The sequence below is a fragment of the Clostridium sp. genome, assembly GCF_051656525.1.
In the GTDB taxonomy this organism is placed as follows: Bacteria; Bacillota; Clostridia; order Clostridiales; family Clostridiaceae; genus Clostridium.
Window position 1 is genome coordinate 1 of record NZ_JBOGCC010000162.1, and the last position, 11,140, is coordinate 11,140.

10 protein-coding genes and 1 riboswitch are annotated in these 11,140 nt (G+C 28.7%); of the genes, 8 read left to right on the forward strand and 2 right to left on the reverse strand.

Annotated elements, in window-relative coordinates:
* The first annotated feature begins 55 nt into the window (after nt 1-55).
* The 7 genes from ACRDDY_RS08375 to ACRDDY_RS08405 all read left to right on the forward strand — a co-directional run bounded on the left by ACRDDY_RS08375 (nt 56) and on the right by ACRDDY_RS08405 (nt 7,944).
* On the forward strand, nt 56-1,435 hold the full coding sequence (locus ACRDDY_RS08375; RefSeq protein WP_438564500.1) for a V-type ATP synthase subunit B: 1,380 nt from the start codon (nt 56-58) through the stop codon (nt 1,433-1,435).
* Between the two features lie 3 nt (nt 1,436-1,438).
* On the forward strand, nt 1,439-2,080 hold the full coding sequence (locus ACRDDY_RS08380) for a V-type ATP synthase subunit D (RefSeq protein ID WP_438564501.1): 642 nt from the start codon (nt 1,439-1,441) through the stop codon (nt 2,078-2,080).
* A gap of 270 nt (nt 2,081-2,350) precedes the next feature.
* Nucleotides 2,351-3,301, forward strand: a complete 951-nt coding sequence (locus tag ACRDDY_RS08385) for an MraY family glycosyltransferase (protein ID WP_438564502.1) — start codon at nt 2,351-2,353, stop codon at nt 3,299-3,301.
* An 85-nt stretch (nt 3,302-3,386) separates the two neighbouring features.
* A riboswitch (SAM riboswitch) is annotated at nt 3,387-3,490 on the forward strand.
* Nucleotides 3,491-3,569: 79 nt separating this feature from the next.
* Nucleotides 3,570-4,451: a methylenetetrahydrofolate reductase gene (locus ACRDDY_RS08390; RefSeq protein WP_438564503.1), complete on the forward strand. Its 882-nt coding sequence runs from the start codon at nt 3,570-3,572 to the stop codon at nt 4,449-4,451.
* Nucleotides 4,448-4,900: an S-ribosylhomocysteine lyase gene (locus ACRDDY_RS08395; protein ID WP_438564504.1), complete on the forward strand. Its 453-nt coding sequence runs from the start codon at nt 4,448-4,450 to the stop codon at nt 4,898-4,900. The genes ACRDDY_RS08390 and ACRDDY_RS08395 overlap by 4 nt, the downstream gene beginning before the upstream one ends.
* Nucleotides 4,893-5,567, forward strand: a complete 675-nt coding sequence (locus ACRDDY_RS08400; RefSeq protein ID WP_438564505.1) for a vitamin B12 dependent-methionine synthase activation domain-containing protein — start codon at nt 4,893-4,895, stop codon at nt 5,565-5,567. The genes ACRDDY_RS08395 and ACRDDY_RS08400 overlap by 8 nt, the downstream gene beginning before the upstream one ends.
* Nucleotides 5,554-7,944 (forward strand): homocysteine S-methyltransferase family protein, encoded by a 2,391-nt coding sequence (locus ACRDDY_RS08405; RefSeq protein WP_438564506.1) that lies wholly within the window; start codon nt 5,554-5,556, stop codon nt 7,942-7,944. The genes ACRDDY_RS08400 and ACRDDY_RS08405 overlap by 14 nt, the downstream gene beginning before the upstream one ends.
* 21 nt (nt 7,945-7,965) lie before the next feature.
* On the opposite strand, the gene ACRDDY_RS08410 is transcribed toward ACRDDY_RS08405, so the two are convergent.
* Together ACRDDY_RS08410 and ACRDDY_RS08415 are read right to left on the reverse strand one after the other, a co-directional pair.
* Nucleotides 7,966-9,357 carry a methyl-accepting chemotaxis protein gene (locus ACRDDY_RS08410; protein WP_438564507.1) on the reverse strand — a complete coding sequence of 464 codons (1,392 nt, stop codon included), beginning with the start codon at nt 9,355-9,357 and terminating at the stop codon, nt 7,966-7,968.
* A gap of 107 nt (nt 9,358-9,464) precedes the next feature.
* Nucleotides 9,465-9,866, reverse strand: a complete 402-nt coding sequence (locus tag ACRDDY_RS08415) for a hypothetical protein (RefSeq protein WP_438564508.1) — start codon at nt 9,864-9,866, stop codon at nt 9,465-9,467.
* Nucleotides 9,867-9,985: 119 nt separating this feature from the next.
* Between ACRDDY_RS08415 and ACRDDY_RS08420 the strand changes: the two genes are divergently transcribed.
* Nucleotides 9,986-11,140, forward strand: a 1,155-nt coding sequence (locus tag ACRDDY_RS08420; protein WP_438564509.1) for a tetratricopeptide repeat protein, incomplete at its 3' end; no start/stop codon positions are given.

Below are 11,140 nucleotides of genomic sequence, written 5' to 3' on the forward strand. Positions count from 1 at the left end.
GGAACTTTATTAACTGCTGAAATGGATAAATTAATCAGCGAAGGAGGGGTTCTAGATGCTTAAAGAATATAGAACAGTAACAGAAGTTGTAGGACCATTAATGGCTGTAGATGGCGTTGAAGGAGTTAAATACGACGAGCTAGTTGAAATAGAATTACAAAATGGAGAAATAAGAAGAGGAAAAGTTCTTGAAGTTAATGGCTCAAAAGCTATGGTTCAGATTTTTGAAGGTTCTTCAGGAATTAATTTAAAAGGAACTAAAGCAAAATTCTTAGGAAGACCACTTGAACTTGGTGTTTCAGAAGATATGCTTGGAAGAGTCTTTGATGGAATGGGAAGACCAAATGATGATGGTCCAAAAATAATACCAGAAAAACGACTTGATATAAATGGAGAAGCTATAAATCCTGTTGCAAGAGATTTTCCATCAGAGTTTATTCAAACTGGAATATCTGCAATTGATGGATTAAATACATTAGTTAGAGGACAAAAGCTTCCTGTATTCTCAGGAGCAGGTCTTCCACATGCTCAACTTGCAGCTCAAATAGCAAGACAAGCAAAAGTTTTAAATTCAGATTCTAAATTTGCAGTTGTATTTGGTGCAATTGGAATCACTTTTGAAGAAGCTCAATTCTTCGTAGATGAATTTAAGAAAACTGGTGCTATTGATAGATCAGTTCTATTCATGAACTTAGCTTCAGATCCGGCTATAGAAAGAATAGCAACTCCAAGAATGGCATTAACTACTGCTGAGTTCTTAGCTTATGAAAAAGGAATGCACGTACTTGTTATATTAACTGATATAACAAACTATGCAGAAGCTTTAAGAGAAGTATCAGCTGCTAGAAAAGAAGTGCCAGGAAGAAGAGGATATCCAGGGTACCTATATACTGACCTTTCAACTTTATATGAAAGAGCAGGAAGACTTAGAGGAAGAGAAGGATCAATTACTCAAATTCCAATACTTACAATGCCAGAGGACGATAAAACACATCCAATTCCTGACTTAACAGGATATATAACAGAAGGACAAATAATTCTTTCAAGAGAATTATATAAAAAAGGAATAATGCCTCCAATTGATGTTCTTCCTTCACTTTCAAGACTTAAAGATAAAGGTATTGGAAAAGGAAAAACTAGAGAAGATCATGCAGACACTATGAACCAACTTTTCTCAGCATATGCACAAGGAAAGCAAGCAAAAGAGTTATCAGCAATCTTAGGAGAATCAGCATTATCAGATACAGATAAAGCATTTGCAAAATTTGCAGAAGCTTTTGAAAATACTTATGTATCACAAGGATTTACTACAAATAGAACTATTGAAGAGACTTTAACAATAGGATGGGATTTACTTAAGCTTCTTCCTAAAACTGAGCTTAAGAGAATTAGAGATGAGTATTTAGAGAAATATATGCCAAGAGAGGAAGAGTAATCTATGGCAAGGTTAAATGTTAATCCTACAAGAATGGAGCTTTCTAAGCTAAAGAAAAGATTGACTACAGCAACTAGAGGGCATAAACTTCTAAAGGATAAGCAGGATGAGTTAATGAGACAATTCATCAATCTAGTTAAATATAACAATACTATAAGACAAGAAGTTGAAAAAGAACTTCAAGGGTCATTAAAAGATTTCGTTATGGCTAGAGCAGTAATGAGTTCAGAGTTTCTAGAGGAAGCAATTGCTTATCCAAAAGAGCATATAACAGTAGAAGTTGGGCAAAAAAATATAATGAGCGTTAATGTGCCTGTTATGAATTTTAAAAGACAACTAGAGGGAGATGAAGGAAGTATATTTCCATATGGATTTGCAAATACTTCATCAGAGCTAGATGATGCCTTAACTAAGTTATATGGAATAGTTCCAAAGCTTTTAGAATTAGCAGAAGTAGAGAAGTCATGTCAACTTATGGCAGATGAGATAGAGAAAACAAGAAGAAGGGTTAATGCTCTTGAATATATGACAATACCACAGTTACAAGAAACTATAAAGTATATAAGAATGAAACTTGATGAAAATGAAAGAAGTGCTTTAACTAGACTTATGAAAGTTAAGAGTATGATAGAGCAAAGAAATTAGTTTTATAGAAATATATGAATAAAATGTTATAAAAAACCTCTAGATAGTGTCTGGAGGTTTTTATATATTAACGTATTGACACTAAAAAATATAATCAAGGTAAGAAAATGATAAAAAAATTATAAAAAATGAGGAGTATATGAAGAGAGTATTAATTAAGAGTAAATTAATATTCAGGATAAATAATTGATAAGGTGAGATAATAATAGTATAATCAAGGGTAGTAGTTAATAATCTATATGAAATACATAAATTGCTAAGGAGAATATTATGGATTATTTAATAGAATTTATAAGCGCATTAGCTATAACTGTTATAGTTACGCCTATTCTAATAAAGGTATCATATAAAATTAAGTTTACGGATAAGCCAACAAAAAGAAAGAAGCATAAAAAGATAACACCACTTTGTGGAGGACTTTCTATGTATATTGGATTTTTTGCAGTATATTTTTTTGAAGGTGATATAACACAAAAGAAGATTTATATTTTTATAGGATCGACAATGATTTTACTAATAGGTCTTGTGGATGATTATTATAAATCAAAAGGAAAAGAATTTAAAATTACACCGAGGCTAATAATACAGATTTTAGCAGCATATCTTGTGTATAGAGCCGGAGTTGCATTTACAGGTTTTACAAATCCGTTTACAGGAGAGTATATACTTTTAAATCATACACTTCAATTAATATTAAGTATAACTTGGATATTTGGAGTGACAACTGTAATAAATTGGTCAGATGGAATGGATGGACTTGCAGGGGGAATTTCCTTAGTATCAACTATAACATTTTTTGTAGCAGCAATAATATTAGGTCAAGTGGATTCAGCAAATGTATCTTCTGTTATGGCAGGAGTTTTAGTTGGATTTTTAATATTTAATGTGCATCCAGCGAAGGTGTTTATGGGAGATTCAGGTGCAAATTTCTTAGGATTTATACTTAGTATAATTGCTTTAGATGGTGCATTTAAACAAGCTACAGTCTTAAGTATTTTATTACCTATACTAGCATTAGCAGTACCAATTTTTGATAATTTATTTGTTATTATAAAAAGGTATAGTGAGGGTAAAGCTGTGTATGAAGCCGATAGAAGTCAAATACATTTTAGATTAGAAGCTAAGGGGTTTACTCCAAAACAAACGGTAAGCTGCATTGTAGGAATAAGTATAATGTGTAGTATTATTTCTATATTATTATTGTTTTATAATCATTTTTAAAAAAAATCTTAGAAGATTAACTTCTAAGATTTTTTTACATATTAATTTTACAAATAAAGGTTTATATAGTATAATAAGTAAAAATAACTTATCAAGAGTGGTGGAGGGACTGGCCCTGTGAAACCCAGCAACCTACAAATATATAATATGAAAAGTTTGTGTGTGGTGCTAAATCCAGAAAGATAAGGAAGTTTATTTAAGATAAAGAGAAGCTATATCTTAGGGAAAACATCCTTAGGATATTTTTTTTATAAAAGGGGAGGGAAAAATGAATATAAGAGAATTATTTGAGAGAAAAAAATTAGTTTTTTCATTTGAGGTATTTCCACCAAAGAGTACTTCACCAGTAAAAACTATCTATACGGCATTAAATGAATTAAAGGAGCTTAATCCAGATTTCATTAGTGTAACTTATGGTGCAGGTGGGTCAACTGTAGATAATAAAACAGCTGAGATATCATCACTTATAAAAAACGTATATGGTATAGAATCAATAGCACATCTTACGTGTATTGGTAAAAGTATAGATAATATAGATTTTATAAAGGGAAGGTTAAAACTTGAAGGAGTTGAAAATATTTTAGCTCTTAGAGGAGATGATAATGGAAACTTAGGTACAGGAGAGTTTAAATATGCAAATAATCTTATAAATCACTTAAGTAATGATTTTAATACAATAGGTGCATGTTATCCAGAGGGCCATATAGAGAATAAGAATATTAATTTAGAAATAGAAAATATGAAGAGAAAAGAAGAGGCAGGGTGCACAAGTTTTATAAGTCAATTATTTTTTTCAAATGAAATGTATTATGATTTTTTAGAGAATGCTAGAAAATCAGGAGTAAATGCACCTATTCAAGCTGGAATTATGCCAGTTATAAATAAAAAACAAATAGAGAGAATAGGAAGTCTTTGTGGAGCTAAAATACCATTGAAGTTTAAAAAAATAATGGAAAAGTATGAGCATAATAAAGAGGCTTTAAGAGAAGCTGGGATAGCTTATGCAGTTGAGCAGATAGTAGACCTTTCTTCTAGTTCGGTAGATGGAATTCATTTATATACAATGAATAATTCATATGTAGCAAGAAGAATAAAAGAAAATATAAAAACAATTTTAGAAGCAATAAATGAAAAGGAGATTATAGTATGAAAAAGGTAGAGAGCTTTGAGTTAGATCACAGATTAGTAAAGGCACCTTATATAAGAAAGTGTTGTACACTTAATGGAGAAAAAGGGGACATAGTAACAAAATTTGATATAAGGTTTCTTCAGCCAAATGAAGATAGTTTTGGAACAGCAGCTATGCACGGGCTAGAACATTTATTAGCACATTTTTTAAGAGATTCAGTAGAAGGAATAATTGATTTTTCACCAATGGGGTGTAGGACGGGATTTTATTTAAGCATATGGGGTGATAGGGAATCTAAAGAGATAAAAAATGCAGTAGAAGAAGGCTTAAAAAAAGTATTAGGAGCAACAGAAATTCCAGCAAATAATCCAATTCAATGTGGAAATTATAAAGATTTATCTCTTTTTGGTGCAAAGGAATATGCAAAAATTGCACTAGAGACAGGATTCTCATTAAATATATATGAATAATTCAAATGTTCCAATAGAGGAGATTTTAAGATACTTAGGATATAAAGGACAAGCTTTAGAAAATGAATTCTTAAAAAGAATAGAGAAAATAAGAGAAGAGTCTAAAGCTTTCTTTAGACCTAAATTTGTATATGAATCTTATAAAATAAAAAAGATTAATAATGAGATAATAGTAGAAGAAACTACTTTAAAGCTACAGGGAAATGATATTATAGAATTATTAAAGAATTCAAATAGAATATATTTAATGGCAGTAACTCTTGGAAGTGATATTGAAAGATTAACAAGAAAGTATGAGAGAATAAGTATGACAGATGCATTGATTTTAGATGCCTGTGCAACAGTTGCAGTTGAGGAATATATAGATGATTTAGAAGAAAATATAAAGAAAAGAGAGCTTAAAGAAGAAGAAAACTTTACGTTTAGATATAGTCCTGGATATGGAGACCTTTCTTTAGATGTTCAAAAAGATATTATAAAAGTATTAGATTGTCAAAGAAGGATTGGACTTACTGTTTCTGAAAAGAAAATATTATTTCCAAGGAAATCAGTAACAGCTATCTTAGGTGTTACATTAGAAGAGAAGAAAAAGAAATCTTGTTTAAATTGTAGAAATTATGAAAATTGTTTGTTTAGAAGAGAAGGTGATATATGTGGATGTTCGTAAATATATAGAAAAAGAAATAATAATATTTGATGGTGCCATGGGAACTATGCTTCAAAAAGCAGGATTAAAACTTGGTGAGATACCAGAGAAATATAATATTGAAAATAAGGAACTAATTATAGATATACATAGAAAGTATATTGAAAGTGGAGCAAATGTAATAACAACAAATACATTTGGAGCAAATGAATTAAAATTAAAAGAAATAGATTATTCAGTTGAGGAGATTATAAAAAGTGCAGTAGAAAATGCAAAGAAAGCTACTGAGGGAACAAATACTAAAGTTGCCTTAGATATAGGACCAATAGGAGAACTTTTAAAACCTATGGGAACACTAGAGTTTGAAGAAGCAGTAGAAATTTTTAAAAGACAAATCAAGGTAGGATATGAGACTGGAGCTGATATAATTTTAATTGAAACTATGACGGATCTTTATGAGGCTAAGGCAGCAGTAATAGCAGCAAAAGAAGTCTGTAATTTACCTATATTTTGTACAATGACTTTTGAAGAAGATGAAAGGACATTTACAGGATGTACTCCTGAAAGTATGGCATTAACGCTAGAAGGGCTTTCCGTTGATGCTCTTGGAGTAAACTGTTCTTTAGGACCAAAGGAACTTAAAAATATTATAGAGAGAATATTAAAGGTTACAAATTTACCTATAATGATTCAACCAAATGCAGGTCTTCCAGAAATAATAAATGGTGAAACTAAGTTTAAAATAAGTCCACAGGAATTTAAAGATAGTATTTTAGAGTATGTTAAAAAAGGTATTTCTATAATTGGAGGATGTTGTGGAACAACACCAGAATTTATAAAAGAACTTTCATTAATAAGAGAGAGCTATAGGAAGGTAGAAAGAGAGTATATATCTTTATGTGGAATCTGTTCACCAGCAAAGGCTATTTTTATAAATAATGGACCGAGAGTTATTGGAGAAAGAATAAATCCGACTGGTAAAAAAAAGTTTAAAGAGGCATTAGTAAACAAAGATATTGATTATGTATTAAATCAAGCATTAGAGCAAATAGAAGGTGGAGCAGAAATTTTAGATGTTAATGTAGGCCTTCCTGAAATAGATGAAGTAGTTATGATGGAGGATGTTATAGTTGAACTTCAAGGAATTATAGATACACCACTTCAAATAGATTCTAATAAAGAAAAGGTAATTGAAGCAGGATTAAGAGTTTATAATGGAAAACCAATAGTTAACTCAGTAAATGGAGAAGAGGAAGTATTAGATAGAATACTACCAATAGTTAAAAAGTATGGAGCTTCTGTAGTTGGATTAACTTTAAATAGTAATGGAATACCTAAAAAGGCTGAAGAAAGATTTAAAATAGCAGAAAGAATAGTAAATAAGGCTAAAGAATATGGAATTAAAAGAGAAGATGTATATATAGATTGTTTAGCATTAACTGTATCAGCACAACAAGAAGAAGTAATGGAGACAATAAAAGCTATAAAGCTTGTAAAAGAAAAGCTTAACGTGAAAACTTTACTAGGAGTATCTAATATTTCTTTTGGACTTCCAAATAGGAGTATAGTAAATGAAACATTCTTAGCAGTTGCTTTAGGTGCAGGATTAGATTTACCTATTATGAATCCTAATTCTAGTGGAATGATGGGAGTTTTAGATTCTTTTAGAGTTTTAAATAATAATGATATAAATTCAGAAAAATATATAGAGAAATATGGAAATATAAAAATAGAAAAAAATATTAATACAAGTAAAACTAAAAGTGAAAAAAATGAAGAGGGAAGTCTAGAAGAGGCTATATTAAAAGGTTTTAAAGGAAGAACAAAAGAATTAACAATAGAATTTTTAAAAGAGAAGAATGAATTAGAAATAGTAAATGAATACTTAATTCCTGCTCTTGATAAAGTTGGAGAAAAGTATGAAAAAGGAATAATATTTTTACCACAGCTTATACAAGCAGCAGAAACTGTAAAGATAGCTTTTGAAATAATAAAAGATAGAATAGCTAAAAAGGGAAGTACAAAGGTTGAAAAAGGAACTATAGTTCTTGCAACTGTTGAAGGAGATATTCATGATATTGGGAAAAATATTGTTAAAGTTATTTTAGAGAATTATGGATATAAAATAATAGATCTAGGGAAAGATGTTAAAGTTCAAAAAGTAGTAGACTGTGCATTAAAAGAAAAGGTAAAGTTAGTAGGGTTAAGTGCACTTATGACAACTACAGTAAAGTCTATGGAAAATACTATAATTAGTTTAAGAAATCAAGGATATACTGGAGATATAATGGTTGGTGGTGCTGTTCTTACAAAAGATTATGCAAAAGAGATAGGTGCTACATTTTATGCAAAAGATGCAAAAGAATCTGTAAATATAGCTAAAGAAATATTTAAATAAAAAAGAGGTTTGGCCTCTTTTTTATTTTCCTTCATTTCTATTAGTGTTTCCATACTCATCTTGCAATTTAAATTTACTAATAGCTTTTAATGAAACATCAGCCATATTATTTAAAGAGATAGCAGATTTATGGACTGTATTACTAGAGTTTATTAGTTTATTTGTAGAAGAGCTTATATCATCAGCAAATAAGGATATTTGATTAGCTGATTTAGATATACTATTTATTTTATCTAAGATAATATTATTATTCTTTACTACTAAATCAGATGAAGCTTTAAGCTTATCTACTTTAGGGTTAACAATTTTAACGGAATCAGAAATTTCTTCAAAGGTACTTAATGACTTTTTGATTATTTTCTTTTGATTTTCTAGATTTTCAGATAAATCAAAAGTTTTAGTAAATAGTTCATTAGAACTTTGAAGAACAGTTGAAATAAGATGATTTATGTTAATTGATGATTCTTTAGTTTGTATAGATAAGTTTCTTATTTCATTAGAAACAACAGAGAAACCACGGCCTGCATCACCAGCTCTAGCAGCTTCAATAGCAGCATTTAGAGAAAGTAAATTAGTTTGTTCTGCTATTTGATTTATAATTCCTGTAATTTCAGTAACTTGTTCCATTTTAGTTTTCATTTCTTTTATTACAGTTAAGAAATCTGTAAAGATTGAGTTGAAATGAACAAAAGATTGATTTAATGATTCCATTTCTTTAGAGCTTGCCAATGCTTTCTTATCCATATTTGAAGTGATTAAAGAAATTTCATTTATATCATGCATGTTATGTTCAATATGCTCTCTAAATTTATCAATTTCACTAGCAACTGAAATAATATCAAAAGTTTCGACATTCAAGTTATTAGAAATATCAATAATAGATTTAGAAATATTTGTAGTAAAATCTTTTAAATCATTTGAAAGGCTTGTAAGCTTTTCAGATTGCTTTGTCATACAAGATGAATTATCAGTTATTTCCTTTATTAAATCCATTGTTGAAACTTGCATTTCATCAACAGCTTTAGAAATTGGGCCAAGTTCATCTTCTCTATAAAAATGTTTTTCTTTAATTCTATAAAAATAATCTCCTTCAGCTAAAAATTCAAAATGGATTCTAAAATTATTAAGAAGTCTTGCTAAAGGTTCTAAAGTTTTATAAGTTAAATAGGTAACAATACATACACTTATAGTAATTAGTACAGCACCTAGTAAAAATAATTCAAAATCAACACGATTGAAGATAGAATTACTATCAATATTTAGTATAGATAGTTCATTAGAAATAATACCTTTTATTATAAAGGTATATAAAGTAATAGTTATTAAGAATGTAATAAAGAAAATAATTCCTACCCTACTAGAAATTTTAGTTTTCACACTTTTTTTTCTGTCAAAATCAAAGTTGACGCTCATAAAATCCACACCCTTTTTTATACGCTTTTCTTACAATTTTATACCAGAAAAGGTAAAAATTCAAACAAAAAGGAACATATTCTAGTAAAAATACATTCCTTTTAATATTATTTCCTTTTTATTAAGTTAAATAATGTGTCTCTTATATCATCTCTATAAGCTTCATTAATATCTTTTAATCTAATAGAAAAAATTTCTTTAGATTTTAAAGTTAACGCAAGAAAACCGTCTTGATCTTTAATATTAGCAACATCTTTAAAAAATATTTTTTTATCACGTAGAAGACCAGCAAAAACTATTCTGTCATCTCTGATAGTAATAGACCTTAAATACATATGTAAGATTCTATAAGCTAATGGTATAAAAAGAATAATTAAAACAGAACTAAATATTATGTTTGTAAGACTAGGTTTAGTTGTCATTAAAACTCTTATTCTCCAAATATCCCAAAAGATTAAAATAAATACAGATATAAGAAGTGGGAAAATACCTTTATAAGTTTTTTTCATTTGTAACACCTACCTTTCATCGATAAGTTTTATTATGAGGGATAAAAAAAAATTTTTCAAATGAAACTTTTTTTAAATTTATTTAGTCTAAAAAGTAAATAAGAAAAAGGGGTAGAAAAATGAAGGTGAAATTAAAGATAAAACATTTGATTATGATTCCAATAATAATATTTGTAATTGTTCCAAATTTTCTTTATTTTGTGGGGAAAAGTATGTTTTCAGTAAGATGGCAGTTTGAAAGTGGAGTAACTACTAGAGAATACTCTTATGGGGTTTTTAATCTTTATACGAAGTGGCCAAAGGTTTTAAGTCCATTTGATGGAGATGCTTACTTTTATATGGGGCGAGTAAAGTATGATTATAATATGAAGTATGTAAGCAATGGTGGTGATGCTATTATAGGGAGAGTGATTCCTTTAGGTACATATGAAGAGGCATTGGCATTGTATAAAAAAGGTCTTCAAATGAGTAATGGGATAGATTATTCATTAAATACTATAGCTTTATTTAATTTGCATATGGAAAAAGGTAATTTAGAGGAAGCAAAAAAATTAATTGATGAGAGTTTAGATAAAAAAAGTTATAAAGAAAATTCAGCAGGAAAAGTATTAGAAGTTCAATTAGCAATAATGGAGAATGATAAGAATAAAGGTAGAGAGTTGTATAAAAAGTACTATAGAGAAAGTAGAAATACAGTTATAGAAAAATTGCTTGAAATGGATAATGATGATTACTATGTAGAAGATAATAGAAACATTGGAGATGAAATAAAGTTTTATAATGAAAAAAGCTTTTTAGATGAACTTTCAGCAAATATAAATATTCCAAGAGTATATAAATTAAGAGAATACAATGAAGATGGGTCAGATAAACTTTTAAAAGGAAATGTAACTGTAAAAGGTAAGCTTACTTTAGAGGGAAAACCACTAAAATATGTACCAATTATAGTTGGGAATGTAGGATTTTCAGAATATACAGATGATTTTAGTTATGGGCAAATAGAAGGAAAAGTTATATATACAGATAAAGATGGAAATTATGAAATAAATGGACTTCCAGAATTAGAAATAATAAATGTATCACCAATCTTATCAATGGATACTGGTGAAAAGTATGTTACTGAAGAAAAATATATAAAAAAAACAAAAAATAATAAAGTGTATGAATTAAATTTAGACTATAAAAAAAGAATGAATATAAATATAGATGAAGATTTAAAGCTAGAAGGCAATAAATTTGATATAAACTTTGATAAGGTAAATGGAGCAGAATAT